Below are 25,886 nucleotides of genomic sequence, written 5' to 3' on the forward strand. Positions count from 1 at the left end.
TTATATAATGGCTAAAAAAGGTAAAAAAATGCAAGATGCAGCGAAATTAATCGACCGTAACACAGTATACGGCGCACAAGAAGCAATTGAACTTGCTCAAAAAACTAGCACAGTAAACTTCGACGCTACTGTAGAAGTCGCTTTCCGTTTAGGAATCGATACTCGTAAAAATGACCAACAAATCCGTGGCGCAGTAGTGCTTCCAAACGGTACTGGTAAAACTCAACGCGTATTAGTATTCGCTAAAGGTGAAAAACTTAAAGAGGCAGAAGCAGCTGGTGCTGATTATGTAGGCGATGCAGAATACATCCAAAAAATCCAACAAGGTTGGTTCGATTTCGATGTAATCGTTGCAACTCCTGACATGATGGGTGAAGTTGGTAAGCTTGGTCGTGTATTAGGACCTAAAGGTTTAATGCCAAACCCTAAAACTGGTACAGTTACTTTCGATGTAACGAAAGCTATCGCTGAAATTAAAGCTGGTAAAGTTGAATACCGTGCTGATAAAGCTGGTATCATCCACGCGCCAATCGGGAAAGCATCTTTCTCTACAGAAAAACTTGTAGAAAACTTCTTAACTGTATTTGACGTTGTTCAAAAAGCAAAACCTGCTGCATCTAAAGGTACTTACATGAAATCTGTAAACGTTACAACTACAATGGGTCCAGCTGTTAAAGTCGACGCTGCTAGCGTAGTAGTAAAATAATATCTTCTATATTTATTCAACCGTTGCTTCCAAAGCACGTTTGAATATTATTTGATATAACGGTTGACAGCAATCCTTATCTTTGGTAAGATGGGTGCTGTTGTGAATCATCCATTTGTACCGTAGACAGTAGGAGTGACTTGTCACTTAATGATCCTACCGAGGACATCGGAATTCGGATTCTTATTTTAAAGATGATGACTTTCAGCCTCTGTGTCTATATGACTCAGAGGCTTTTCTTTTGTCGGTATAAATGACCCATTCTAATAGGAGGTGTCATCATGAACAAAGCAATCGAAAACAAACAATCACAAGTGCAAGAAATCACTGAAAAATTCCAAAGCGCTGCTTCTGTAGTAGTAGTGGATTATCGTGGTCTTAACGTTACACAAGTAACTGAACTTCGTAAACAACTTCGTGAAGCTGGCGTTGAGTTCAAAGTTTACAAAAACACTTTAACTCGTCGTGCTGCTGAAGCTGCTGGCGTTGAAGGAATCAACGAAGTATTAACTGGTCCTAACGCAATCGCGTTCTCAACTGAAGATGTTGTAGCTCCTGCTAAAATCATCAACGAGTTCGCTAAGAAAAACGAAGCTTTAGAAATTAAAGCAGGTATTATTGAAGGTACAATCTCTTCTGTTGAAGATGTTAAAGCACTTGCAGAACTTCCATCACGCGAAGGTCTTCTTTCAATGCTTTTATCTGTACTTCAAGCTCCAGTGCGCAACTTCGCACTTGCAACAAAAGCTGTTGCAGAACAAAAAGAAGAACAAGGCGCGTAATTTCTTACGTAGCATAACTTCCGCGGCTTGACCGCAAAAAACTAAAACATTATCCAATTAGGAGGAAATTAAAATGAACAAAGAGCAAATTTTAGAAGCTATCAAAGCTATGACAGTTCTTGAATTAAACGATTTAGTAAAAGCTATTGAAGAAGAATTCGGTGTAACAGCTGCTGCTCCAGTAGCAGTAGTTGCTGGCGGTGCTGCTGCAGCTGAAGAAAAAACAGAATTCGACGTAGTATTAGCATCTGCTGGTGCAGAAAAAATTAAAGTAATCAAAGCGGTTCGTGAAATCACTGGTTTAGGTCTTAAAGAAGCTAAAGAAGTTGTAGATAACGCTCCTAAAGCTCTTAAAGAAGGCATTTCTAAAGATGAAGCTGAACAAATCAAAGCTAAACTTGAAGAAGTTGGCGCATCTGTAGAAGTTAAGTAATCTCGTATTACTTTCATACAAAAAGAAAGCTCGTCATTTGTGGCGAGCTTTTTCTTCATTCTGAGGAGGCATGTAAATGTCGGATCACTATTATACGAGTAAACCTCAAACTGAGAGTAAACCACGTCACTGGACATTTAAGTTACTTGGGCATACGTTTTCTTTTGAAACGGATGCGGGTGTATTTAGTAAAAGCGAAGTAGATTTTGGATCCCGTGTATTAATTGACACATTTGAAATGCCTGAAATTGACGGTGCGGTTTTTGATGTGGGTTGTGGGTATGGACCAATTGGATTGTCTATTGCCAAAGCAAATCCGGAACGGACTATTTTTATGATGGATATTAACGAACGTGCAGTTGCGCTTTCGCAAAAAAATGCGCAAGTAAACGGAGTTCAAAATGTACGAATATTTGTAAGTGACGGACTATCGATGGTGGATAATGATGCGAAGGCTGCGGCTATTTTAACCAACCCTCCAATTCGTGCAGGAAAAGATACAATTTTCCGTTTTTACGATGGTGCTTACGATAAGCTAGTGACATCTGGAGAACTGTGGGTAGTGATTCAGAAGAAGCAGGGTGCTCCATCAACGATAAGTTACTTAGAAGAGAAATTTTTAGAAGTCGATGTTGTCGAGAAGAAAAAAGGATACTGGATCATACGTGCAAAAAAATAAATGAAATATGTATAAAATATTGACTTGACAAAATGGCTATGATAATATGATACAATGCAAAAATATTATTTTGAGGTCGTGTGCCCTTTTGTATAAGATTGGTTTTATGTGGGTATACTTGCCAAGATAAGTTTAGTTAACCGAAAATGAGATCTTTTTGAAGACTCGTTTTCTTTTTGTCTTTCGAAATCATACACTATTTGTAGGATTTTGCAAAGACCTAATATCGCTTTATTGAGGGGTGAATGAGTTGACAGGTCAACTAGTTCAGTACGGACAACACCGCCAGCGTAGAAGCTTTGCGCGTATTAAAGAGGTGCTTGAGCTTCCAAATCTGATTGAGATTCAAACGGCGTCTTACGAGTGGTTCCTTGAAGAAGGTTTACGTGAAATGTTCCGTGACATTTCGCCGATCGAGGACTTTACAGGTAATCTTTCATTAGAATTCATCGATTATACATTAGGTGATCCTAAGTATGATGTGGATGAGTGTAAAGAGCGAGATGTTACTTACGCGGCTCCATTACGTGTGAAAGTACGTCTTTACAACAAAGAAACAGACGAAGTGAAAGAACAAGATGTATTCATGGGTGATTTCCCACTAATGACAGAAACAGGTACGTTCATTATCAATGGTGCTGAACGCGTTATCGTTTCACAATTAGTTCGTTCACCAAGTGTGTATTTTCATGATAAAACTGATAAAAACGGTAAAAAAGGCTTCGGAGCTACAGTTATTCCGAATCGCGGTGCTTGGTTAGAATATGAAACTGACGCAAAGGACGTAGTATACGTGCGCATTGACCGTACACGTAAACTACCAGCGACAGTGTTACTTCGTGCATTAGGTTTCGGTTCAGATCAAGAAATTATCGATATTATCGGTGATAACGAGTATTTACGTAATACGCTTGAAAAAGATAACTCTGAAAGTACAGAAAAAGCACTTTTAGAAATCTATGAGCGTTTACGTCCTGGCGAACCACCAACAGTCGAAAGTGCAAAGAGCTTATTATACTCTCGTTTCTTCGACGCAAAACGCTATGATTTAGCGAATGTTGGTCGTTACAAAATGAATAAAAAGCTTCATATAAAAAATCGTTTATTCAACCAAACGATTGCAGAGACGCTTGTAGATCCAGAAACAGGCGAAATTTTAGTAGAAAAAGGTACAGTGCTTGATCGTCGTACATTAGATAAAATCTTACCGTACCTAGAGGATTCTTCAAAAGGTATTGGCTACCGCACTTTATCACAAGTCGGTGGTGTACTTGAGGATGATGTAACAATCCAATCTATTAAAATTTATGCGCCAAAAGATGAAGCACAAAAAGAAATCAATGTAATTAGTAATGCGTACATTGATGAAGAAGTAAAAAACGTTACACCTGCTGACGTGCTTTCTTCAGTAAGTTACTTCTTCAACCTACTTTACCAAGTAGGAGCAACAGATGATATTGACCATTTAGGTAACCGTCGTCTACGCTCTGTTGGTGAACTATTACAAAACCAATTCCGTATCGGTTTATCTCGTATGGAACGTGTAGTACGTGAGCGTATGTCTATTAACGACACAGCTGCCATCGTACCACAACAATTAATCAATATTCGTCCTGTTATTGCGTCTATTAAAGAGTTCTTTGGTAGCTCTCAATTATCTCAATTCATGGACCAAACAAATCCATTAGCAGAGTTAACGCATAAACGTCGTCTATCTGCATTAGGACCGGGTGGTTTAACACGTGAGCGTGCAGGCTTCGAAGTACGTGACGTTCATTACTCTCACTATGGTCGTATGTGTCCAATCGAGACACCAGAGGGTCCAAACATTGGGTTAATCAACTCACTATCTTCATTTGCCAAAGTAAATAAATTTGGATTCATTGAAACACCTTATCGTCGTATTGACCATGAAACTGGTAAAGTAACGGACCAAATCGATTATTTAACAGCTGACGAAGAAGATAACTACTACGTAGCACAAGCGAACTCGTTATTAAACCCAGATGGTACATTTACAAATGACGAAATAGTAGGTCGTTTCCGTGGAGATAATACAGTATTTAATAAGTCACAAATGGACTACATGGACGTATCTCCTAAACAAGTAGTTTCTGCTGCGACAGCGTGTATCCCATTCTTAGAAAACGATGACTCTAACCGTGCGCTTATGGGTGCCAACATGCAACGTCAAGCGGTTCCTCTATTAAATCCAGAAGCACCATTCGTTGGTACTGGAATGGAACACGTAGATGCTCGTGACTCTGGTGCGGCAGTTGTAGCGAAATATGATGGTATTGTAGAGCATGTTGAAGCTCGCTCAATCCGCATACGCCGTATTGAAACAATTGACGGTAAAGAGGTTAAAGGCGATTTAACGAAATATAAATTACAAAAATTCATTCGTTCAAATCAAGGTACTTCATATAACCAACGTCCACTTGTAAAAGTTGGCGAACGTGTGAAACCTCGTGATATTTTAGCAGACGGTCCATCTATGGAAAAAGGTGAACTAGCTCTTGGTCGTAACGTTCTTGTTGCATTCATGACTTGGAACGGCTACAACTATGAGGATGCTGTTATCATGAGTGAACGCCTTGTAAAAGACGATGTGTATACTTCAGTTCATATTGAAGAATACGAATCAGAGTCTCGCGATACAAAATTAGGACCTGAAGAGATTACACGCGATATTCCAAACGTCGGAGAAGATGCACTTCGTAACTTAGACGAACGTGGAATCATCCGTATTGGTGCGGAAGTTCGTGACGGTGATATTCTTGTTGGTAAAGTAACGCCTAAAGGGGTTACAGAATTAACTGCTGAAGAACGTTTATTACACGCAATCTTTGGTGAAAAAGCACGTGAAGTTCGTGATACTTCATTACGCGTACCACATGGTGCGGGTGGTATTATTCTTGACGTGAAAGTATTTAACCGTGAAGATGGCGATGAGTTACCACCAGGTGTTAACCAATTAGTTCGTGCTTACATTGTTCAAAAACGTAAGATTCGCGTTGGGGACAAAATGGCCGGACGTCATGGTAACAAAGGGGTTATCTCTCGTATTTTACCGGAAGAGGATATGCCATTTATGCCAGACGGCACTCCTGTAGATATCATGTTAAACCCACTAGGCGTACCTTCTCGTATGAATATCGGACAAGTTTTAGAGCTACATTTAGGTATGGCTTCTCGTTACTTAGGTATTCATATGGCAACACCAGTATTTGATGGTGCCAACGAGGAAGATGTTTGGGAAACAATGGAAGAAGCAGGGATGAATCGTGATGGTAAAACAATCCTGTATGATGGACGTTCAGGTGAGCCATTTGATAACCGTGTATCTGTTGGTATTATGTACATGATCAAACTTGCGCACATGGTTGATGATAAACTTCACGCTCGTTCAACTGGTCCTTACTCACTTGTTACGCAACAACCACTTGGTGGTAAAGCACAGTTCGGTGGACAACGCTTTGGTGAGATGGAGGTATGGGCACTTGAAGCATATGGTGCCGCGTACACACTTCAAGAAATCTTAACAGTTAAATCCGATGACGTGGTTGGTCGTGTGAAAACATACGAAGCCATCGTTAAAGGTGAAAGTGTACCAGAGCCAGGTGTTCCAGAATCATTCAAAGTATTGATCAAAGAACTTCAATCTCTTGGTATGGATGTGAAAATGCTAACGATCAATGATGAAGAAGTAGAGCTTCGCGATTTAGACGAAGAAGAAGATCTTCAACCAGCTGATGCACTTAACATTGCACCACAGCCAGATAAAGAAGAAGAGCCAGTGGAGTCATTTGAATAATTAACACTATTCAGAGCCGGGCAGGATTTGATGCCCTGTCCGGCTTTTATTTACTTGTAAAACAATCTATTTTTAATCTTTTGTCAAAGAAGTACATTTTTTGCAAACGATTGTCGAGCTGCGTAAAAGAGTCTTTATAAAGACCTATACTAAAGGGAGGTAGGCTCCTTGATAGACGTTAATGAATTTGAATATATGAAAATTGGTTTAGCTTCTCCTGACAAGATTCGTTCTTGGTCATACGGTGAAGTCAAAAAACCTGAAACAATTAACTACCGTACATTAAAACCAGAAAAAGATGGTTTATTCTGTGAACGTATTTTTGGTCCAACCAAAGACTGGGAATGTCACTGTGGTAAATACAAACGTGTTCGTTATAAAGGCGTTGTTTGTGACCGTTGTGGTGTTGAAGTAACACGTGCAAAAGTTCGTCGTGAACGTATGGGGCACATCGAATTAGCAGCCCCGGTTTCTCACATTTGGTACTTCAAAGGTATTCCAAGCCGTATGGGTCTTATCTTAGATATGTCTCCACGTGCTTTAGAAGAAGTGATTTACTTCGCATCTTACGTTGTGATTGAACCAGGTGCTACAAACTTAGAAAGCAAGCAATTACTTTCTGAAAAAGAGTACCGTGCATACCGTGAAAAATTCGGAAGCACATTTGAAGCAGCGATGGGTGCAGAAGCAATCAAAAAGCTTCTTGCTAAAATTGATCTTGAAGATGAAACATATTCTTTAAAAGAAGAGTTGAAATCTGCACAGGGTCAACGTCGTACACGTGCGATTAAACGTCTTGAAGTTGTAGAATCGTTCCGTAACTCAGGTAACTCTCCTGAGTGGATGATTTTAGATGTACTACCAGTTATTCCACCAGAGCTTCGTCCAATGGTGCAATTAGACGGTGGTCGTTTTGCAACATCTGACTTAAATGATCTTTACCGTCGTGTGATCAACCGTAACAACCGTTTAAAACGTTTACTAGACCTTGGTGCACCAAGCATCATCGTTCAAAACGAAAAACGTATGTTACAAGAAGCTGTCGATGCATTAATCGATAACGGTCGTCGTGGTCGTCCGGTAACAGGTCCAGGTAACCGTCCGTTAAAATCACTTTCACACATGCTGAAAGGTAAACAAGGTCGTTTCCGTCAAAACTTACTTGGTAAACGAGTTGACTACTCTGGTCGTTCGGTTATCGTAGTAGGTCCAAACTTAAAAATGTATCAATGTGGTCTACCAAAAGAAATGGCAATTGAGCTATTTAAACCTTTCGTAATGAAAGAGTTAGTAGAACGTGGTCTTGCACATAACATTAAATCTGCTAAGCGTAAAATTGAACGTTTAAACAACGATGTATGGGACGTTTTAGAAGACGTAATTCGTGAGCATCCGGTATTACTTAACCGTGCACCGACGCTTCACCGTCTTGGTATCCAAGCGTTTGAACCAACATTAGTTGAAGGGCGTGCCATTCGTCTTCACCCATTAGTATGTACAGCTTATAACGCTGACTTCGATGGTGACCAAATGGCGGTTCACGTTCCTTTATCAGCAGAAGCACAGGCAGAAGCTCGTCTTCTAATGCTTGCTGCACAAAATATCCTGAACCCGAAAGACGGTAAACCAGTTGTAACACCGTCTCAAGATATGGTATTAGGTAACTATTATCTAACACTTGAGCGTGAAGATTCTCGTGGTGAAGGTTCAATTTTCTATGGACCAAATGAAGTGCTAATCGCGTATGATACAGGTCATGTACACTTGCATACACGTATTGCGATAAAAGCAAGTTCTCTAAACAATCCAACATTTACTGAAGAACAAAATAATATGTTCTTATTAACAACTGTTGGTAAAGTAATCTTTAACGAAATCTTGCCTGAATCATTCCCGTTCATCAATGAACCAACTTCATTCAATTTAGAGCAAGAAACACCAGCAAAATACTTCGCCAACTTAACAATTGATGAAGAAACGTTAAAAGAACTTGAAGCAGATGCGGCTTACAATGAACTTGATGAAAAGGAAAAAATAGAGGCACAACGAACAGCTGTCCTTCGCAAATACTTTGCATCAGTACCAGTTGTAAATCCATTCCGTAAAAAGTTCTTAGGGAACATTATTGCTGAAGTATTCAAACGTTTCCATATTACAGAAACGTCTAAAATGCTTGACCGTATGAAAAATCTAGGTTTCAAATATTCTACTAGAGCTGGTATTACTGTTGGTGTATCTGACATCGTGGTTTTACCGGATAAAGGTGATATTTTAGCAATAGCACAAGACAAAGTAGATAAAGTTCAAGCACAATTCCGTCGTGGTTTCATCACGGAGGAAGAGCGTTATGATCGCGTTATCTCTAGTTGGAGTGCTGCGAAAGATGAAATCCAATCAAAACTAATGAAATCACTTGAGAAAACAAATCCAATCTTCATGATGTCTGACTCAGGTGCCCGTGGTAACGCATCTAACTTTACACAGTTAGCTGGTATGCGTGGTCTGATGGCCAACCCGGCTGGTCGTATCATCGAACTTCCAATCAAATCTTCATTCCGTGAAGGTTTAACAGTATTGGAATACTTCATCTCTACGCATGGTGCTCGTAAAGGTCTTGCCGATACAGCCCTAAAAACTGCCGATTCAGGTTACTTAACTCGTCGTCTAGTAGACGTAGCACAAGATGTTATCGTTCGTGAAGATGATTGTGGAACTGACCGTGGTTTAACAATTGGTGCGTTAATGGAAGGTACAGAGTTAATTGAAGCGTTAGACGAACGTATTGTTGGCCGTCATACGAAGAAAACAATCTATCATCCAGAAACAGGCGAAGTGATTTTAGCAAAAGACGGATTAATCGACCAAGATATCGCTCGTATCATTACTGAGTTAGGTATTGAAGAAGTAACAATTCGTTCTGCATTTACATGTAATACAAAACATGGCGTATGTAAAAAATGTTACGGCATGAACTTAGCAACAGGTGAAGAGGTTGAAGTTGGGGAAGCAGTTGGTATTATTGCGGCTCAATCAATCGGTGAACCAGGTACACAGTTAACAATGCGTACATTCCATACAGGTGGAGTTGCTGGGGATGATATTACACAAGGTCTTCCACGTATCCAAGAGATTTTTGAAGCACGTAATCCTAAAGGTCAATCAGTTATTTCTGATATCGCAGGTACAGTGTCAGACATCACTGAAATCCGTGAAGGTCTAAAAGAAATTACAATTGAAGGTGATGTAGAAACACGTAAATACCCAGCACCTTACAATGCGCGTCTGAAAGTACAAGAGGGCGACTTTGTAGAACGTGGTCAGGTATTGACAGAAGGTTCTATCGATCCAAAACAATTATTAAAAGTTAAAGACGTTTCAACAGTTCAAGTGTATCTGTTAAAAGAAGTACAAAAAGTATACCGTATGCAAGGGGTAGAAATTGGAGACAAACATATCGAAGTAATGGTACGTCAAATGCTTCGTAAAGTACGTGTAATTGAAGCTGGTGATACAGAATTACTACCAGGCTCATTACTAGACATTCACCAATTCTCAGAAGCAAATGCAGATGCTGTTATGAACGGCAAAAACCCTGCAACTTGCCGCCCTGTAATTCTTGGTATTACAAAAGCTTCACTTGAAACAGAATCGTTCTTATCTGCTGCATCATTCCAAGAAACAACTCGTGTATTAACAGATGCTGCAATTAAAGGTAAACGTGACGAACTTCTAGGATTAAAAGAGAACGTAATTATCGGTAAACTTGTTCCGGCAGGTACTGGTATGCAACGTTACCGTCAAATCCGCATTGAAAAAGATGAGCTTGATTTAGAAGAAACTATTTCTGCTGAATAACTATTAAAATGAGCTCCGAAGAGATGATGAAAACCCATCTCTTCGGACTTTTTAAAGATATTAGTTGACAGTAGGAATTGGTAATGATAATATATTGAAGGTTGATAGTTAACTGTCTATACTTCGGAGGATATGCAAATGTCTTATGATAAAGTAAGGGCTAGTAAAACAATCATAGGTACAAAGCAAGCAGTAAAAGCAATGCGCGATGGTTCAGTGAAAGAACTTTTTGTGGCACTTGATGCAGACAATTGGGTAACCGATTTGGCCATTACTTTCGCGAGAGAAGTCGGTGTGCCAGTTATTCTTGTTGAGTCCAAAAGGGAACTGGGCAAGGCCTGTGGAATCCACGTTGGAGCAGCGGTTATTGCTATTGCTGTAGAGTAGTTTTTGTGTATAAAACACAAAGACTTTGTTTTTACCCAAAAAATGAACCACCTGGATGTGTGGTATTAACAAGGAATAAATGAAGGGAGGAAATACCGATGCCTACAATTAACCAATTAGTACGTAAGCCTCGTCAATCTAAAATCACGAAATCAAAATCACCAGCGTTAAACAAAGGATATAACTCATTTAAAAAATCTTTAACTGATGTTAAATCACCACAAAAACGCGGTGTTTGTACTCGTGTTGGTACAATGACACCTCGTAAACCAAACTCAGCGTTACGTAAATACGCTCGTGTACGTTTAACTAACCAAATTGAGGTTACAGCTTATATCCCAGGTGAAGGCCACAACTTACAAGAGCACAGTGTTGTTCTTATCCGTGGCGGACGCGTAAAAGACTTAGCGGGTGTTCGTTACCATATCGTACGTGGAGCTTTAGATACAGCTGGTGTAAACGGTCGTTTACAATCACGTTCTAAATACGGAACAAAACGCCCTAAAGAAAAAAAATAATTTAACGTTAGATAACGTTATTCAATAATGAGCCTCATACTAGTTGTCACAAATATCAAATCTTGCTAGCAGATTAGCTATTTGACCGACAAATACGACAAGGCCAACTTTATAAAATAAATCGATAACTATTCGAAAGGAGGAAAACACATGCCTCGTAAAGGTCCTGTTTCCAAACGTGACGTGTTACCAGATCCAATTTATAGTTCAAAACTAGTAACTCGTTTAATCAATAAAATGATGGTTGATGGTAAAAGAGGTACTTCTCAAAAGATTTTATACGGTGCGTTCGAAATTGTTAAAGAACGTTCTGGTGAAAATCCAATTGAAGTATTCGAAGCTGCTCTAAACAACGTAATGCCAGTTCTTGAAGTACGCGCTCGCCGTGTTGGTGGTTCTAACTACCAAGTGCCGGTTGAAGTACGTCCAGAACGTCGTACAACTTTAGGTCTTCGTTACCTAGTTAACTATTCTCGTCTTCGTGGTGAAAAAACTATGGAAGAACGTTTAGCTAACGAAATCCTAGATGCTTCAAACAACACTGGTGCATCAGTTAAGAAACGTGAAGATATGCACAAAATGGCAGAAGCGAACAAAGCATTCGCTCACTACCGCTGGTAATTTAACCTATGTGTTAGCTAATTGGCTAACACAAGGTCTTTTATACAGTCTTTACCCCAATATGGAAGGAGAAATTTCCTATGAAACGCGAATTCTCACTTGAGAATACTCGTAATATTGGGATCATGGCTCACATTGATGCTGGTAAAACAACAACAACTGAGCGTATCCTTTATTACACTGGTAAGATTCACAAAATCGGTGAAACTCATGAAGGCGCTTCTCAAATGGACTGGATGGAGCAAGAGCAAGAACGTGGTATCACAATCACTTCTGCTGCAACAACAGCCCAATGGGAAGGCCACCGTGTAAACATCATCGATACTCCTGGACACGTAGACTTCACTGTAGAAGTAGAACGTTCTTTACGCGTACTTGACGGTGCTGTAACAGTACTAGATGCTCAATCTGGTGTTGAGCCTCAAACTGAAACTGTATGGCGTCAAGCTACAACATACGGTGTTCCACGTATCGTATTCATTAACAAAATGGATAAAACAGGAGCAGATTTCTTATATTCTGTAGGAACTCTTCATGATCGTTTACAAGCAAACGCTCACCCTGTTCAATTACCAATCGGCGCTGAAGATGAGTTCTCTGCAATCATCGACTTAGTTGAAATGAAAGCTACTTTCTACGGCGACGAAAAAGGTACCGCAGTAACTGAAGGTGAAATTCCTGAAGAACACCGCGCACAAGCTGAAGAATACCGTGAAAAATTAATCGATGCTGTTGCAAGTGTTGATGAAGAAATCATGGAAAAATATTTAGAAGGCGAAGAAATTTCTGTTGCTGAACTGAAAGCGGCTATCCGTCGTGCTACAATCGCAGTAGAATTTTACCCAGTAATCTGTGGTACAGCATTCAAACACAAAGGCGTACGCCCAATGTTAAATGCAGTTATCGATTACTTACCATCTCCATTAGATGTACCAGCAATCAAAGGTACTGATATTGATGGTGAAGAGGAATTAGAACGTCATCCTTCTGATGAAGAGCCATTCTCAGCTCTTGCATTCAAAGTTATGACTGACCCATTCGTAGGTAAATTAACTTTCTTCCGTGTGTACTCTGGAACATTAGATTCAGGTTCATACGTACAAAACTCTTCTAAAGGTAAACGTGAACGCGTAGGTCGTATCCTACAAATGCACGCTAACTCTCGTGAAGAAATCTCTAAAGTATTCGCTGGGGACATTGCAGCAGCAGTAGGTCTTAAAGATACTACTACTGGTGACACTCTATGTGACGAGAAAAGCCTAGTTATTCTTGAATCAATGGAATTCCCTGAGCCAGTAATTTCTCTTTCTGTAGAACCAAAATCAAAAGCTGACCAAGATAAAATGGGTCAAGCTTTACAAAAACTTCAAGAAGAAGATCCAACTTTCCGTGCTCATACTGACACTGAAACAGGACAAACAATCATCTCTGGTATGGGTGAGCTTCACCTTGATATCTTAGTTGACCGTATGCGCCGTGAATTCAAAGTAGAAGCTAACGTAGGTGCTCCAATGGTATCTTACCGTGAAACATTCCGTGGCTCTGCAAAAGTTCAAGGTAAATTCACTCGCCAATCTGGTGGTCGTGGACAATACGGAGACGTTACAATTGAGTTTTCTCCAAATGAAGAAGGTAAAGGCTTTGAATTCGAAAATGCTATCGTTGGTGGTGTAGTACCTCGTGAATACATTCCTGCAGTAGAAGCGGGTCTTCGTGACTCTCTTGACCGCGGTGTAGTTGCTGGATACCCACTAATCGACATTAAAGCGAAATTAGTATTCGGTTCTTACCATGACGTTGACTCGAATGAGATGGCGTTCAAAATTGCTGCATCTATGGCTCTTAAAGAAGCTGCGAAACAATGTGACGCTGTTATCTTAGAACCAATGATGAAAGTTGAAGTTGTAATTCCAGAAGAATATCTTGGCGATATCATGGGTAACATTACTTCTCGTCGCGGACGCGTTGAGGGTATGGATGCTCGCGGTAACTCTCAAGTAGTACGTTCTATGGTTCCACTATCTGAAATGTTCGGATATGCTACAACTTTACGTTCTGCTACACAAGGTCGCGGTGTATTCTCAATGACGTTTGATCATTATGAAGAAGTACCAAAATCAATTGCTGCAGAAATCATTAAAAAAAATAAAGGTGAATAATTGAATTTTCATCTTGCATAAAGTATAACTAATTTGTAAGCTATGATTGCAGGATAGGGGATGGGCCCGTTCTCTATCAGCATTCATTCTATAAATTCCAAAAATAAAACATATAATTTTGAGGAGGCAATCTCTAATGGCTAAAGAAAAATTTGACCGTTCAAAAACGCATGCTAACATTGGTACAATCGGACACGTTGACCATGGTAAAACTACTCTAACTGCTGCAATCGCTACAGTTCTTTCAAAAAAAATGGGTGGTACAGCTAAATCTTACGCTGACATCGATAACGCACCAGAAGAAAAAGAACGTGGTATCACAATCAATACTTCTCACGTAGAATACGAAACAGAAACTCGTCACTATGCACACGTTGACTGCCCAGGACATGCTGACTATGTTAAAAACATGATCACTGGTGCTGCACAAATGGATGGCGGTATCTTAGTAGTATCTGCTGCTGATGGCCCAATGCCACAAACTCGTGAACACATCCTTTTATCTCGTCAAGTTGGTGTTCCATACTTAGTAGTATTCATGAACAAATGTGATATGGTTGATGACGAAGAATTATTAGAATTAGTAGAAATGGAAATCCGTGACCTACTATCTGAATATGACTTCCCAGGCGACGATATTCCTGTAATCAAAGGTTCTGCTCTTAAAGCTCTTGAAGGCGAAGCAGAATGGGAAGAAAAAATCGTTGAATTAATGGAAGCTGTAGATTCTTATATCCCAACTCCAGAACGTCAAACTGACAAACCATTCATGATGCCAGTAGAGGACGTATTCTCTATCACTGGTCGTGGTACAGTAGCAACTGGCCGTGTTGAACGTGGTGTAGTTAAAGTCGGCGACGTAATTGAAATCGTTGGTATTAACGAAGAAGCTAAATCTACAACTGTAACAGGTGTAGAAATGTTCCGTAAATTATTAGACTACGCTGAAGCTGGTGACAACATCGGTGCTTTACTTCGTGGTGTAGCTCGTGAAGATATCCAACGTGGTCAAGTATTAGCTAAACCAGGCTCAATTACTCCACACACAAACTTCAAAGCTGAAGTTTACGTTTTATCTAAAGAAGAGGGTGGCCGTCATACTCCATTCTTCTCTAACTACCGTCCTCAGTTCTACTTCCGTACAACTGACGTAACAGGTATCTGTAACTTACCAGAAGGCGTTGAAATGGTAATGCCTGGTGATAACATCGAAATGACTGTAGAACTTATCGCTCCAATCGCTCTTGAAGAAGGTACTAAATTCTCTATCCGTGAGGGTGGCCGTACTGTAGGCGCTGGCGTAGTAGCTACTATCCAAAAATAATTTTAGCGCAAGCTAATTTTTCTAAACCAATCTGTAGGGACGCTTACAGATTGGTTTTTTATGTTAAAATTAGAAGAGGAAGGGGCGCTTGTGTATGGAGATGAAAGTTTTATTGATAGAAGATGATCCATCAATTTTTGAAATGATTAAAGATCGTTTTGCACAATGGTCACTACAAGTTGTAGGTCCAAGTGATTTTCAAAAGGTGATGGATGATTTTATAGAGGAGAAGCCACAACTCGTATTAATTGATATACAACTACCTGCTTATGATGGTTTTCATTGGTGTCGTGAAATAAGACATATTTCGAAGGTGCCTATTCTCTTTCTATCTTCACGTGATCACCCGATGGATATGGTGATGGCAATGCAAATGGGGGCCGATGATTTTATACAAAAGCCATTTCATATGGAAGTATTACTCGCAAAGGTGCAGGCGATTTTACGTCGCACGTATGATTATGTAGAAGAAAAGTTGGAAGTCACACGTTTTAATGGCGCAGTTATCGATTATGCAAGAAGCGAAATTATGTATGAAGGACAATTGGTGTCATTGACCAAAAATGAACTCTTTATATTACGCATTTTAGTGGAAAAAGCTAATCAAATTGTTTCGAGAGATGACCTAATGAGAAAACTATGGGATGATGAGCGTTTTGTTAACGATAATACATTGTCTGTGAATGTAAATCGTCTACGCACTAAGCTTGAAGATATTGGATTGCAAGAAGTGATTTTAACAAAAAAAGGGCTTGGCTATATAGCAGTAACGCAGGGGACGTGAGTGTGGATGCTTCTATTATTTTTTAAAGAACGACTAGCATGGATTGGGTTTTATGTCTTTATCTCAGTTAGTCTGAACGTACTATTTTCTTTAGATGTTGGTTTAGTGAGTGTTTCGATTACGTATGTTAATATTTTTATGCTTATTAGTTTTTCTATCTTTTTGCTATGGCGCTATATTGTAGAAGTAGGACAGCTGAGGAATTTCCTGGGAAATGTTGATGGGCAACTAGATGACGTTCATAGCAACAATATGGATTTATCACCATTTCAAGATGTATATTTTAAGAAGCTTGAAGATGTGTTTTATGCAAAAGATATGGAGCTGAACAAGACAAAGGTACACTTACAGGAGTATTCAGACGAGCTTCTAGCATGGGTACATGAAGTAAAGGCACCTTTAACATCAATTAATCTAATGTTGTCTCAAATAGAAAATTTAGTATTACGTCGAAAACTTGAACATGAGTGGCTTAGACTGCATTTATTAGTCGATCAGCAGCTACATCAAACTCGTCTTGCTTCAATTGAAAAAGATAATTATATGACAAAAATTGAGCTTCGTACTGTTGTTTATAAAGAGATTCGTGCCATGCAACCATGGTGTTTGGAGAAGGGAATTGGTTTTGACGTGTCAGAGTTATCGGAGACGGTAATGACAGACGGTAAATGGTTAGCATTTATTGTACGGCAAATCCTATCAAATGCCATTAAATATAGTCCTATAAATACTGAGATTTTGATATTTACTGAAGTAGATACAAATGGCGCGATATTGTTACATATAAAAGATGAAGGTATTGGTATCCGTAAGGAGGATTTACCGCGTATCTTTCAAAAGTCGTATACGGGGACAGCTGGTAGAGAGTCTGCACAGTCTACGGGTATGGGCTTATACTTGGCACATAACGTTGCGCTGAAAATTGGCGTTCGTATACGCGTGCAGTCGAGGGTTGATGAAGGTTCAATATTTACATTACGATTCCCCTTGCAAAACCAATATGTCAAACTAACAGGTAGATGACGAAATTGTCACCTACCTTTTTATATTGTCATGTAAAACGCACGAAATGATTAACGAGAGAGGATACACTTAGACTATAGAAAGGGGCGCGACTAAGTGGCTGTTTTAATTGGACGTAAAGTAAAAAAAGTGTATGGTAAAAAATCAACGGCTCAGGAAGTATTGAAAGGCATTGATTTAGAAGTTAATAAAGGTGAATTTGTAGGCATTATGGGTCCCTCCGGTTCAGGCAAGACGACACTGTTAAATGTTTTGTGTTCGATCGACTTTGCGACTGAGGGTGTAATTGAAATAAATGGTCAAAGCTTACGTGGTATGAAGGAAAAGGCGTTGGCCAATTTCCGCCGTGAGCAGTTGGGCTTCATCTTCCAAGATTATAATTTACTTGATACGTTAACAGTGAAAGAAAATATATTACTGCCTTTAGCGATTGGCAAGTTACCAAAGACCGTTGCGGAGAGTCGTGTGAAAGAGCTGACACACTTACTGGGTATTACAGATATTTTAAATAAATATCCGAATGAAATCTCAGGTGGGCAGAAGCAACGTACATCTGCGGCACGTGCGCTTATCACAAATCCATCACTTGTGTTTGCAGATGAACCAACAGGTGCGCTCGATTCAAAATCAGCTACAGCGCTCCTGAAAAACTTACAAAGTATTAATGAAGCGAAAAAAGCGACGATTATGATGGTAACTCACGATGCGGTAGCAGCAAGCTTTTGTACACGTGTTTTGTTTTTAAAGGATGGACTCATTTATAGTGAGCTATATAAAGGTGATAAGACAAGACAGTCGTTTTTCCAGGAAATCATGCATACGCAAAGTGTGCTAGGTGGTGACGGTTATGAGTCTTAGTAAACTCGTGTTCCGTAGCATGAAGAAAAACATGAAGCATTATTACTTATATTTCTTCGCGCTTATTTTTAGTGTCACACTGTATTTTTCTTTTGTGACATTGCAAAATAATGCTGAGGTGTTAGCTACTGTACAGAAGAGTGGTACAGCAACAGCAGGTTTTGAAGCTGCGACTTATATTCTATATTTTATAATTTTGTTCTTCGTGTTATATGCTAACCATTTATTTATGAAGCGTCGCAGTAAGGAAGTCGGCTTATATCAGCTAATTGGTATGACCAAGGGCCTTATAGTGCGTTTGCTGGCGGTAGAAAGTATTCTCTTATTTGTTGGAGCAATCGTTTTAGGAATGCTGGCGGGCTTTTTCAGCTCACGTTTCTTCGCGATGGTATTACTGCGTGTACTAGAGAAAGAAGTGCTTGTGACAATGACATTCAGTACAGAAGCTTTACAGCAGTCTATTTCAGTATTCGCTATTCTTTTAGTCATTGTACTAGTGCAGATGGCGTGGATGATTCATCGTGTATCATTGCTATCATTGTTTAGTGCATCTAAACAAGCAGACGAGCGTGTAAAACGTTTTAGTCCATTACAAATGATGATTGGCTTTTTAGGGCTGGTGTTAATAGCATATGGATATTATGCATCAACAAAACTATTCGATATAGAGTCTGCTGGCAATCTATTTGTCAATATGATTATTATTTTAGCGTCAACAATAGGTGGGACATTCCTTGTATTCCGCTTTTCCGTGGCGTTTATCATGAATTCAGTCCGACTAAAGAAGAATGGGCATTTATCTGTGCATGATGTATTAGCATTAACACCAATTATGCACCGCATGAAAAGTAACGCAAAATCATTGACACTTATTACTGTTTTAACAGGCGTATCACTTGGGATTACAACTTTATCTTATATTTCATACTACTCGACTGAAGCATCGTCATACAGCCAAGTACCGGCTGATTATATTTTACTTGAAGATAAAGGGCAGGAATTCTTACAAAAGTTAGAGCAAAATAATATTGCTTATAAAAGAATTGATTACCGTTTACAGGCTGTTACAGCTTCAGTGGCGCAATTATTACCAGAGGATCAACAAGATAGTCCATTTTATAATATGAAAGGTACTATCTATACAATCCCACTTTCTGATTATCAACAAAGTATATCCAATGCATCTATATCAGGAAATGATATTATTCTAACGAATTACGGTGGTTATATGGCTGAAATGTTCCCGATGGAAAAGGATCGAGACGTTGTAGTAACTGTGGGCGAACACGAGGAAACACTTCATGTCATAGATGTACAAAATGAAAGTATTATCAGTGGTATTGTGACTGCTGGTGGCGGAGGACCAATTTTTGTAGTAACAGACACATTGTTTGAAAGGTTAGCTGCAATATCGAATGAAACACTATGGCATAAACAAACTTCCATCATGTTAAAATCAAAAACAGATTTAGCTTTAGCTGAAAAATTATATATACAATCGGGTGCAGGTGTTATTCCTTCTATAGATAGTGAAGGTGAGACGAAAAGTTATATACAAGCATCTTATGAGAGTGAGCGTAAAGAGAATATCGAAACCTTGGGAATAACGATATTTACAACAGCATTTTTAGGCTTAGCATTTTTAATGACAACGGGTAGCATTTTGTACTTTAAGCAAATGTCTGAGGCGGAAGAGGAGCGAGGTTCTTACACGATACTAAGAAAGATTGGTTTCGCTGAAAAAGATATTATGAAGGGTATTTATATGAAGCAAGCCTTTAACTTTGGTGTTCCGTTAATAATAGGGCTACTGCATAGTTACTTTGCTGTTAAGTCAGGATGGTTTTTATTCGGCTCAGAGTTAACAGCACCTTTGTGGATTGCTATGAGTTGCTATATAGCGTTATATGCTATCTTCGCTGTACTTTCTGTCGGCTATTATAAAAAAGTTATTCGAGAGTCTTTATAAATAGATATATATGAAGAAACTCCAAAAACAGTATGGTGCTCCATACTGTTTTTTATTAACGTAGCAGTAAAGCTGATTCAGCAAGTATAAATAACAATGCACAACACCACTACATATAGGATTGTGTAAGCAACTTCATGAGTCTTTATAGAAACTACTCATAGATATTTGGTAGTGTTTAATTGTTTGAAATGTCCGAATAAGTTGTAGTATAGCCTTAAGTGTTGCAATGTCCGTAGAAATTTTATATACTAGTAAACGGCTTAAATAAGCGAGAAATATTAGTAGTTAAGAATATCTACAACATTTAAAAGAATTTAGCGAAAAGACTTGCTTATTCTTTTTTTATTGTATATAATGTTGAATGTTGGTCTTTGACTGCGATGAAACGAGAGGTTGCCGACACACCCGGCCGCTTTGCCATGGCGGTGTGTGGGAAAATTTTCGTGGAGAATGTCTAGAAAATAGGCGAGAAGGAGGGAAAATAATGGCAAAACAAAAGATTCGTATCCGTTTAAAAGCGTATGATCACCGTATTTTAGATCAGTCTGCTGAGAAAATTGTGGAAACTGCAAAACGTTCAGGTGCAAGTGTATCAGGTCCGATTCCACTTCCAACTGAGAAGTCTGTGTACACAATTCTTCGTGCTGTTCACAAGTACAAAGATTCTCGTGAACAATTCGAAATGCGTACGCATAAACGTCTGATCGATATCGTTAACCCAACACCACAAACTGTTGATGCGTTAATGAAACTTGATTTACCATCTGGCGTTGATATCGAAATCAAACTTTAATGGTAAAAACAATATAACTTTTTTAAACTTACAGGAGGTGTGACAAATGGCTAAAGGAATCTTAGGTAGAAAAATTGGTATGACTCAAGTTTTCGCTGAAAACGGCGATTTAATCCCGGTAACAGTTATCGAAGCTGCTCCAAACGTAGTTCTTCAAAAGAAAACTGTTGATACAGATGGCTACGAAGCTATCCAAGTTGGTTTTGAAGATAAGCGAGTGAAGCTTTCTAACAAACCAGAACAAGGTCACGTAGCAAAAGCGAATACTGCTCCTAAGCGCTTCATTCGTGAATTCCGCAACGTGAACGTTGAAGAATACGAAGTTGGTCAAGAAGTCAAAGTAGAAATTTTCGCAGAAGGCGATGCAATTGATGTAACAGGCGTTACTAAAGGTAAAGGTTTCCAAGGTGTTATCAAACGCCACGGACAATCTCGTGGTCCTATGGCCCACGGTTCTCGTTACCACCGTCGTCCTGGTTCAATGGGTCCAGTTGCTCCGAACCGCGTATTTAAACAAAAGAAATTACCTGGTCAAATGGGTGGCACAGTAGTTACAATCCAAAACTTAGAAATCGTGAAAGTTGATGCGGAACGTAACCTACTACTTGTTAAAGGTAATGTTCCTGGTTCTAAAAAAGCTCTAATTACAGTTAAAACTGCAATTAAAGCTAACTAATCACTTCGAGAAAGGAGGAAACAGGAATGACAAAAGTATCTGTACTTAGTCAAACAGGTGCTTCAGTTGGTGAAATCGAGTTAAACGAAGCGATCTTCGGAATCGAGCCAAATGAAGCAGTATTATTCGACGCAGTAGTTGCACAACGCGCTTCTCTTCGTCAAGGTAATCATAAGGTTAAAAACCGTTCTGAAGTTGCTGGTGGTGGTCGTAAACCATGGCGTCAAAAAGGAACTGGTCGTGCTCGTCAAGGTTCTATCCGTTCTCCACAATGGCGCGGCGGTGGTATCGTATTCGGTCCAACTCCACGTAGCTACTCTTATAAATTACCTAAAAAAGTTCGTCGCTTAGCTCTTAAATCGGCTTTATCAGCTAAAGTTGTAGAACAAAACTTCTTAGTTCTTGATGCTCTTACACTAGCAGCACCAAAAACAAAAGAATTCACAAAAATCCTTAAAGATCTTTCTTTAGAGAAAAAATCTTTATTCGTAACTGCTGACCTAGATGAAAACGTAGCACTATCTGCTCGTAACATCCCTGGTATAACAGTTTTAACTGCAAACGGAATCAACGTTCTTGATCTTTTAGGTCATGAAAAAGTTGTATTCACTAAAGCTGCAGTAGAAAAAGTTGAGGAGGTGCTTGGATAATGGAAGCACGTGATATTTTAAAACGTCCGGTCATTACTGAGCGTTCTTCAGAACTTATGGCAGAGAAAAAGTATACTTTCGAAGTAGACACTCGCGCTAACAAAACTCAAGTAAAAGACGCTGTAGAAGAAATCTTTGGTGTAGAAGTTGAGAAAGTAAACGTTCTTAACTACAAAGGTAAATTCAAACGCGTTGGCCGTTATGGTGGTTACACTAACAAACGTCGTAAAGCGATTGTTAAATTAACTGCGGACAGCAAAGACATCGAATTATTCGAAATGTAATCCTTTAGGGATATATGATTTGAACAATCAAGAAGGAGGGAAAACACATGGCGATTAAAAAGTATAAACCTACCACTAATGGGCGTCGTAATATGACGTCATTAGACTTTGCGGAAATTACAACTAACAAGCCTGAGAAATCGTTGCTTGCACCAATTAAACGCAAAGCTGGTCGTAACAACCAAGGTAAAATCACTGTTCGTCATCACGGTGGTGGTCATAAGAAGCAATACCGTGTCATCGATTTCAAACGAATTAAAGATGGCATTCCGGCAAAAGTTGCTACTATTGAATATGATCCAAACCGCTCTGCGAATATCGCATTAATCAACTACGCTGATGGAGCAAAAGCTTACATCTTAGCACCAAAAGGTCTAGAGGTTGGTCAAACAATCGTATCTGGTCCAGATGCTGATATTAAAGCAGGTAATGCATTACCATTAGCAAACATTCCAATGGGTACAACAATCCATAACATCGAGTTAAAACCTGGTAAAGGTGGCCAATTAGTACGTTCAGCTGGTACTTCAGCTCAAGTACTTGGTCGTGAAGATAAATACGTTATCGTACGTCTTCAATCAGGTGAAGTACGTTTAATTCTTGCTACTTGCCGCGCTACAATCGGTCAAGTTGGTAACGAACAACACGAACTTGTAAACATCGGTAAAGCTGGTCGTTCTCGTTGGTTAGGTAAACGCCCAACTGTTCGTGGTTCTGTAATGAACCCTAACGATCACCCACACGGTGGTGGTGAAGGACGTTCTCCAATCGGACGTAAATCACCAATGACTCCTTGGGGTAAACCAACACTTGGTTACAAAACTCGCAAGAAGAAAAACAAATCGGATAAATTCATCATCCGTAGTCGTAAAAAATAAAGTGGTTAAACTACGGTTCTATGTGAGAGCCGTGGTGGAATCACAGAGGGAGGTTCCTACATGGGTCGCAGCTTGAAAAAAGGACCTTTTGTCGATGACCACTTAATGAAAAAAGTGGAAGCACAAGAGGCTTCTGAGAAAAAACAAGTTATCAAAACTTGGTCTCGCCGTTCTACAATTTTCCCGACTTTCATCGGTTTAACGATTGCTGTATATGATGGACGTAAACATGTTCCTGTATACGTAACAGAAGATATGGTAGGTCACAAACTTGGTGAATTCGCACCGACACGTACTTACAAAGGTCACGGTGCAGACGACAAGAAAACAAGACGCTAATTTTGAGAGGAGGTAAATCCTAATGACACAAGCTAAAGCTATCGCTCGCACAATACGCATTGCTCCTCGTAAAGTACGTCTAGTTGTAGACTTAATCCGAGGTAAGCAAGTTGGTGAAGCAGTTGCGATTTTACGTCATACTCCAAAAGCGGCGTCTCCAGTCGTTGAGAAAGTATTAAAATCTGCAGTTGCTAATGCTGAGCACAACTACGATCTTGACATCAACTCTTTAGTAGTTTCTGAAGTATTCGTTGATGAAGGTCCAACATTAAAACGTTTCCGTCCACGTGCACAAGGACGTGCAAGCGCAATTAACAAACGCACAAGCCACATTACTCTAGTGGTATCTGAGAAGAAGGAGGGCTAATCCGTGGGTCAAAAAGTACATCCAATAGGACTGCGCATTGGTATTATTCGTGACTGGGAGTCAAAATGGTACGCTGAAAAAGACTATGCAACTCTACTTCACGAAGACATCAAAGTGCGTAAATATATTGAAACGGCTCTTAAAGACGCTTCAGTTTCTAAAGTTGAAATCGAACGTGCTGCAAACCGTGTAAACATTACAATTCACACTGCGAAACCAGGTATGGTAATCGGTAAAGGTGGTACTGAAGTTGAAAATCTTCGTAAATACCTTGGCGATTTAACTGGTAAACGTGTACACATCAACATCATCGAAATTAAACGTGCTGATCTTGACGCTCGTCTAGTAGCTGAAAACATCGCTCGTCAATTAGAAAACCGTGTATCATTCCGTCGTGCGCAAAAGCAAGCGATCCAACGCACAATCCGTGCTGGTGCAAAAGGAATTAAAACACAAGTATCTGGTCGTTTAGGTGGCGCTGATATCGCGCGTGCTGAACACTATAGCGAAGGAACTGTTCCACTTCATACTCTACGTGCTGACATTGATTATGCACACGCAGAAGCTGACACTACTTACGGTAAATTAGGCGTTAAAGTATGGATCTACCGTGGTGAAGTTCTTCCTACGAAGAAATCTGTGGAAGGAGGCAAATAATATGTTATTGCCTAAACGCGTAAAATACCGTCGTGAACACCGCGGAAACATGCGTGGCGAAGCGAAAGGCGGTAAAGAAGTATCATTCGGCGAGTGGGGCTTACAAGCTCAAACTGCTAGCTGGATTACTAACCGTCAAATCGAAGCTGCTCGTATCGCGATGACTCGTTACATGAAACGTGGCGGTAAAGTTTGGATTAAAATCTTCCCACATAAACCTTACACTAAAAAACCTCTAGAAGTCCGCATGGGTTCTGGTAAAGGTTCTCCTGAAGGTTGGGTAGCAGTAGTAAAACCAGGAAAAGTAATGTTCGAAATTGCTGGTGTATCTGAAGAGATCGCACGTGAAGCACTTCGTTTAGCATCACATAAGCTTCCTGTGAAATGTAAGATCGTAAAACGTCAAGAAACTGGTGGTGAATCTAATGAAAGCTAATGAAATCCGTGACCTTGCCACTTCTGAAATTGAATTAAAAGTGAAATCACTGAAAGAAGAGCTTTTCAACCTTCGCTTCCAATTGGCGACTGGTCAATTAGAAAACACAGCTCGTATTCGCGAAGTGCGTAAAGCAATCGCGCGTATGAAAACTGTTATTCGTGAAAGAGAAATCAGTGAAAATAACTGATAAAGGAGGTTTTCAAGTATGACTGAGCGTAATCAACGCAAAGTTTACACGGGCCGCGTAGTTTCAGATAAAATGGACAAAACTATTTCTGTTTTAGTTGAAACTCACAAAAAGCATAAGCTTTATGGTAAACGTGTAAAATACTCTAAAAAGTTTAAGGCTCATGATGAGCAAAACCAAGCGAAAATCGGTGATATCGTACGTATCATGGAGACTCGCCCGCTATCAGCTACTAAACGATTCCGTCTAGTTGAAGTTGTAGAAAAAGCGGTTATTATTTAATAACTATTTCGGAACAACCAATTTCCGAAGGGAGGTAACCTAAGTGATCCAACAAGAAAGTCGTATGAAAGTTGCTGACAACTCAGGTGCACGTGAAGTTCTTACAATTAAAGTGCTTGGTGGCTCTGGCCGTAAAACTGCTAACATCGGTGATATCGTTGTTTGTACAGTTAAGAAAGCAACACCAGGTGGCGTTGTCAAGAAGGGTGACGTTGTTAAAGCTGTTATCGTTCGTACTAAATCAGGCGTTCGTCGTAAAGACGGTACGTACATCAAATTTGATGAAAATGCTTGTGTAATTATTCGTGATGATAAATCACCACGCGGAACTCGTATTTTCGGACCTGTTGCACGTGAATTACGTGACAGCAACTTCATGAAAATCGTTTCTCTAGCTCCAGAAGTTCTTTAATTTC

General features: G+C 39.6%; 27 protein-coding genes and 1 other annotated feature. All 27 genes read left to right on the forward strand.

Translation table 11 applies throughout. From position 1 onward, the window contains the following. The first annotated feature begins 7 nt into the window (after positions 1 to 7). The 27 genes from rplA (at position 8) to rplN (ending at position 25,882) form a co-directional block, all read left to right on the forward strand. Positions 8 to 706 (forward strand): 50S ribosomal protein L1, encoded by a 699-nt coding sequence (gene rplA / locus ACQKII_RS15410; protein ID WP_427460696.1) that lies wholly within the window; start codon positions 8 to 10, stop codon positions 704 to 706. A gap of 102 nt (positions 707 to 808) precedes the next feature. Continuing rightward, positions 809 to 955: a sequence feature (ribosomal protein L10 leader region), on the forward strand. A gap of 32 nt (positions 956 to 987) precedes the next feature. After that, positions 988 to 1,488, forward strand: coding sequence for a 50S ribosomal protein L10 (gene rplJ, locus ACQKII_RS15415; RefSeq protein ID WP_427460698.1), 501 nt, complete (start codon positions 988 to 990; stop codon positions 1,486 to 1,488). 73 nt (positions 1,489 to 1,561) lie between these two features. Beyond that, positions 1,562 to 1,921 (forward strand): 50S ribosomal protein L7/L12, encoded by a 360-nt coding sequence (rplL, locus tag ACQKII_RS15420; protein ID WP_427460700.1) that lies wholly within the window; start codon positions 1,562 to 1,564, stop codon positions 1,919 to 1,921. A 76-nt stretch (positions 1,922 to 1,997) separates the two neighbouring features. Further along, on the forward strand, positions 1,998 to 2,600 hold the full coding sequence (locus ACQKII_RS15425; RefSeq protein WP_427460702.1) for a class I SAM-dependent methyltransferase: 603 nt from the start codon (positions 1,998 to 2,000) through the stop codon (positions 2,598 to 2,600). Positions 2,601 to 2,841: 241 nt separating this feature from the next. Then, positions 2,842 to 6,417, forward strand: coding sequence for a DNA-directed RNA polymerase subunit beta (gene rpoB / locus ACQKII_RS15430; RefSeq protein WP_427460704.1), 3,576 nt, complete (start codon positions 2,842 to 2,844; stop codon positions 6,415 to 6,417). A gap of 168 nt (positions 6,418 to 6,585) precedes the next feature. Then, positions 6,586 to 10,272, forward strand: coding sequence for a DNA-directed RNA polymerase subunit beta' (rpoC, locus tag ACQKII_RS15435; protein WP_427460706.1), 3,687 nt, complete (start codon positions 6,586 to 6,588; stop codon positions 10,270 to 10,272). 138 nt (positions 10,273 to 10,410) lie between these two features. Next, on the forward strand, positions 10,411 to 10,659 hold the full coding sequence (locus ACQKII_RS15440; protein WP_427460708.1) for a ribosomal L7Ae/L30e/S12e/Gadd45 family protein: 249 nt from the start codon (positions 10,411 to 10,413) through the stop codon (positions 10,657 to 10,659). Positions 10,660 to 10,757: 98 nt separating this feature from the next. Beyond that, the gene (gene rpsL / locus ACQKII_RS15445) at positions 10,758 to 11,177 is read left to right on the forward strand and encodes a 30S ribosomal protein S12 (protein ID WP_010860613.1); all 420 of its coding nucleotides are present in this window, start codon (positions 10,758 to 10,760) and stop codon (positions 11,175 to 11,177) included. A gap of 150 nt (positions 11,178 to 11,327) precedes the next feature. After that, a complete protein-coding gene (rpsG, locus tag ACQKII_RS15450; RefSeq protein ID WP_010860612.1) occupies positions 11,328 to 11,798 on the forward strand; it encodes a 30S ribosomal protein S7 in 471 nt (156 codons plus the stop codon). Between the two features lie 80 nt (positions 11,799 to 11,878). Beyond that, the gene (gene fusA / locus ACQKII_RS15455) at positions 11,879 to 13,957 is read left to right on the forward strand and encodes an elongation factor G (protein WP_427460710.1); all 2,079 of its coding nucleotides are present in this window, start codon (positions 11,879 to 11,881) and stop codon (positions 13,955 to 13,957) included. A gap of 136 nt (positions 13,958 to 14,093) precedes the next feature. Beyond that, the gene (gene tuf, locus ACQKII_RS15460) at positions 14,094 to 15,281 is read left to right on the forward strand and encodes an elongation factor Tu (protein WP_427460712.1); all 1,188 of its coding nucleotides are present in this window, start codon (positions 14,094 to 14,096) and stop codon (positions 15,279 to 15,281) included. A 100-nt stretch (positions 15,282 to 15,381) separates the two neighbouring features. Then, a complete protein-coding gene (locus ACQKII_RS15465; protein ID WP_427460766.1) occupies positions 15,382 to 16,065 on the forward strand; it encodes a response regulator in 684 nt (227 codons plus the stop codon). A 6-nt stretch (positions 16,066 to 16,071) separates the two neighbouring features. Continuing rightward, positions 16,072 to 17,088: a sensor histidine kinase gene (locus tag ACQKII_RS15470; protein WP_427460714.1), complete on the forward strand. Its 1,017-nt coding sequence runs from the start codon at positions 16,072 to 16,074 to the stop codon at positions 17,086 to 17,088. 96 nt (positions 17,089 to 17,184) lie between these two features. Further along, positions 17,185 to 17,946, forward strand: a complete 762-nt coding sequence (locus ACQKII_RS15475; RefSeq protein WP_427460716.1) for an ABC transporter ATP-binding protein — start codon at positions 17,185 to 17,187, stop codon at positions 17,944 to 17,946. Beyond that, the gene (locus ACQKII_RS15480) at positions 17,936 to 19,915 is read left to right on the forward strand and encodes an FtsX-like permease family protein (RefSeq protein WP_427460719.1); all 1,980 of its coding nucleotides are present in this window, start codon (positions 17,936 to 17,938) and stop codon (positions 19,913 to 19,915) included. Before ACQKII_RS15475 ends, ACQKII_RS15480 begins: the two co-directional genes overlap by 11 nt. Before the next feature lie 487 nt (positions 19,916 to 20,402). Continuing rightward, the gene (gene rpsJ, locus ACQKII_RS15485) at positions 20,403 to 20,711 is read left to right on the forward strand and encodes a 30S ribosomal protein S10 (protein ID WP_004233624.1); all 309 of its coding nucleotides are present in this window, start codon (positions 20,403 to 20,405) and stop codon (positions 20,709 to 20,711) included. Between the two features lie 46 nt (positions 20,712 to 20,757). Next, a complete protein-coding gene (gene rplC, locus ACQKII_RS15490; RefSeq protein WP_427460721.1) occupies positions 20,758 to 21,387 on the forward strand; it encodes a 50S ribosomal protein L3 in 630 nt (209 codons plus the stop codon). A 26-nt stretch (positions 21,388 to 21,413) separates the two neighbouring features. Beyond that, positions 21,414 to 22,037, forward strand: a complete 624-nt coding sequence (rplD, locus tag ACQKII_RS15495; RefSeq protein ID WP_427460723.1) for a 50S ribosomal protein L4 — start codon at positions 21,414 to 21,416, stop codon at positions 22,035 to 22,037. Next, entirely contained in the window at positions 22,037 to 22,321 is a 285-nt protein-coding gene (gene rplW, locus ACQKII_RS15500) for a 50S ribosomal protein L23 (protein WP_054767903.1), read from the forward strand. The genes rplD and rplW overlap by 1 nt, the downstream gene beginning before the upstream one ends. A gap of 47 nt (positions 22,322 to 22,368) precedes the next feature. Beyond that, entirely contained in the window at positions 22,369 to 23,199 is an 831-nt protein-coding gene (gene rplB, locus ACQKII_RS15505; RefSeq protein ID WP_427460725.1) for a 50S ribosomal protein L2, read from the forward strand. Positions 23,200 to 23,259: 60 nt separating this feature from the next. Further along, positions 23,260 to 23,538, forward strand: coding sequence for a 30S ribosomal protein S19 (rpsS, locus tag ACQKII_RS15510; protein WP_010860601.1), 279 nt, complete (start codon positions 23,260 to 23,262; stop codon positions 23,536 to 23,538). Positions 23,539 to 23,560: 22 nt separating this feature from the next. After that, positions 23,561 to 23,905 (forward strand): 50S ribosomal protein L22, encoded by a 345-nt coding sequence (gene rplV / locus ACQKII_RS15515; RefSeq protein ID WP_219361374.1) that lies wholly within the window; start codon positions 23,561 to 23,563, stop codon positions 23,903 to 23,905. Between the two features lie 3 nt (positions 23,906 to 23,908). After that, positions 23,909 to 24,562 carry a 30S ribosomal protein S3 gene (rpsC, locus tag ACQKII_RS15520; protein ID WP_427460728.1) on the forward strand — a complete coding sequence of 218 codons (654 nt, stop codon included), beginning with the start codon at positions 23,909 to 23,911 and terminating at the stop codon, positions 24,560 to 24,562. Position 24,563: 1 nt separating this feature from the next. Further along, entirely contained in the window at positions 24,564 to 24,998 is a 435-nt protein-coding gene (rplP, locus tag ACQKII_RS15525; RefSeq protein ID WP_053596061.1) for a 50S ribosomal protein L16, read from the forward strand. Beyond that, on the forward strand, positions 24,988 to 25,188 hold the full coding sequence (rpmC, locus tag ACQKII_RS15530) for a 50S ribosomal protein L29 (protein ID WP_010860598.1): 201 nt from the start codon (positions 24,988 to 24,990) through the stop codon (positions 25,186 to 25,188). The genes rplP and rpmC overlap by 11 nt, the downstream gene beginning before the upstream one ends. An 18-nt stretch (positions 25,189 to 25,206) precedes the next feature. Continuing rightward, positions 25,207 to 25,470 carry a 30S ribosomal protein S17 gene (rpsQ, locus tag ACQKII_RS15535; protein WP_024364366.1) on the forward strand — a complete coding sequence of 88 codons (264 nt, stop codon included), beginning with the start codon at positions 25,207 to 25,209 and terminating at the stop codon, positions 25,468 to 25,470. Positions 25,471 to 25,513: 43 nt separating this feature from the next. Next, positions 25,514 to 25,882 carry a 50S ribosomal protein L14 gene (rplN, locus tag ACQKII_RS15540; protein ID WP_004233650.1) on the forward strand — a complete coding sequence of 123 codons (369 nt, stop codon included), beginning with the start codon at positions 25,514 to 25,516 and terminating at the stop codon, positions 25,880 to 25,882. The last annotated feature ends 4 nt before the right edge of the window (positions 25,883 to 25,886 follow it).

The sequence above is a fragment of the Lysinibacillus sp. NPDC048646 genome, assembly GCF_050272295.1.
Lineage (GTDB): Bacteria > Bacillota > Bacilli > Bacillales_A > Planococcaceae > Lysinibacillus.

Coding starts and splice junctions, on each gene's coding strand:
- rplC (WP_427460721.1), top strand. CDS start 20,758: ATGGCTAAAGGAATCTTAGGTAGAAAAATTGGTATGACTCAAGTTTTC.
- rpsG (WP_010860612.1), top strand. CDS start 11,328: ATGCCTCGTAAAGGTCCTGTTTCCAAACGTGACGTGTTACCAGATCCA.
- rplW (WP_054767903.1), top strand. CDS start 22,037: ATGGAAGCACGTGATATTTTAAAACGTCCGGTCATTACTGAGCGTTCT.
- rplD (WP_427460723.1), top strand. CDS start 21,414: ATGACAAAAGTATCTGTACTTAGTCAAACAGGTGCTTCAGTTGGTGAA.
- ACQKII_RS15480 (WP_427460719.1), top strand. CDS start 17,936: ATGAGTCTTAGTAAACTCGTGTTCCGTAGCATGAAGAAAAACATGAAG.
- rplV (WP_219361374.1), top strand. CDS start 23,561: ATGACACAAGCTAAAGCTATCGCTCGCACAATACGCATTGCTCCTCGT.
- fusA (WP_427460710.1), top strand. CDS start 11,879: ATGAAACGCGAATTCTCACTTGAGAATACTCGTAATATTGGGATCATG.
- rplJ (WP_427460698.1), top strand. CDS start 988: ATGAACAAAGCAATCGAAAACAAACAATCACAAGTGCAAGAAATCACT.
- rplP (WP_053596061.1), top strand. CDS start 24,564: ATGTTATTGCCTAAACGCGTAAAATACCGTCGTGAACACCGCGGAAAC.
- ACQKII_RS15470 (WP_427460714.1), top strand. CDS start 16,072: ATGCTTCTATTATTTTTTAAAGAACGACTAGCATGGATTGGGTTTTAT.
- tuf (WP_427460712.1), top strand. CDS start 14,094: ATGGCTAAAGAAAAATTTGACCGTTCAAAAACGCATGCTAACATTGGT.
- ACQKII_RS15425 (WP_427460702.1), top strand. CDS start 1,998: ATGTCGGATCACTATTATACGAGTAAACCTCAAACTGAGAGTAAACCA.
- rplL (WP_427460700.1), top strand. CDS start 1,562: ATGAACAAAGAGCAAATTTTAGAAGCTATCAAAGCTATGACAGTTCTT.
- rpsJ (WP_004233624.1), top strand. CDS start 20,403: ATGGCAAAACAAAAGATTCGTATCCGTTTAAAAGCGTATGATCACCGT.
- rplA (WP_427460696.1), top strand. CDS start 8: ATGGCTAAAAAAGGTAAAAAAATGCAAGATGCAGCGAAATTAATCGAC.
- rpsL (WP_010860613.1), top strand. CDS start 10,758: ATGCCTACAATTAACCAATTAGTACGTAAGCCTCGTCAATCTAAAATC.
- ACQKII_RS15465 (WP_427460766.1), top strand. CDS start 15,382: ATGAAAGTTTTATTGATAGAAGATGATCCATCAATTTTTGAAATGATT.
- rpsQ (WP_024364366.1), top strand. CDS start 25,207: ATGACTGAGCGTAATCAACGCAAAGTTTACACGGGCCGCGTAGTTTCA.
- rpmC (WP_010860598.1), top strand. CDS start 24,988: ATGAAAGCTAATGAAATCCGTGACCTTGCCACTTCTGAAATTGAATTA.
- rplB (WP_427460725.1), top strand. CDS start 22,369: ATGGCGATTAAAAAGTATAAACCTACCACTAATGGGCGTCGTAATATG.
- rpsS (WP_010860601.1), top strand. CDS start 23,260: ATGGGTCGCAGCTTGAAAAAAGGACCTTTTGTCGATGACCACTTAATG.
- ACQKII_RS15440 (WP_427460708.1), top strand. CDS start 10,411: ATGTCTTATGATAAAGTAAGGGCTAGTAAAACAATCATAGGTACAAAG.